The organism is Gluconobacter sp. R75690 (genome assembly GCF_015244525.1).
Taxonomy (GTDB): Bacteria; Pseudomonadota; Alphaproteobacteria; order Acetobacterales; family Acetobacteraceae; genus Gluconobacter; species Gluconobacter potus.
Map to the genome: position 1 here is coordinate 1 of NZ_JABCQB010000055.1, position 554 is coordinate 554.

Below are 554 nucleotides of genomic sequence, written 5' to 3' on the forward strand. Positions count from 1 at the left end.
CTGGTAGATCGCCCGCAGGCCCATGATCGCCATGAGCCGCCGGACCCGCTTGCGGCCCACTTCATGTCCCTGGCGGCGCAGATGCCATGTCATCTGCCGTGAGCCATAATACGGCGTTTCCAGGAACTGGGCGTCGATCAGCCGCATCAGCTCCAGATTGGCTTCGCTCTGTGGCACAGGCCGATAGTAGACGCCCGACCGGTTGAGTTGCAGTAGCGTGCATTGCCGGATTATCGGCAGGCATGCTCTCTTCGGGTCAATCATCTGCCGCCTCTGATCACGCCCAACCGAGCAGAGGCATCCCGCAAAAAATCCCGTTCCACCAGCAACTGGCCGATCTTGGCGTGCAGTTTCTCTACATCAGCAGGGCTGACTGAAGGTTCCGTTACTGACTTACCAGAAAAAAGGCTTGCCATGCCTTCGATCGCCTGGCGCTTCCATTGGGCGATCATCGTCTGATGCACGCCATGTTTCGAAGCCAGTTCCGCCAGCGTCAGTTCCCCACGGATCGCCTCCAGCGCAACCCGTGACTTGAACTCTGCCGCATACCGTTT

The 554-nt window shown here is 59.0% G+C and carries 1 pseudogene; it reads right to left on the minus strand.

Annotation, left to right across the window (positions count from 1 at the left end):
* Window positions 1-554: pseudogene (locus tag HKD27_RS16305) on the minus strand (IS3 family transposase); the annotation flags it as partial.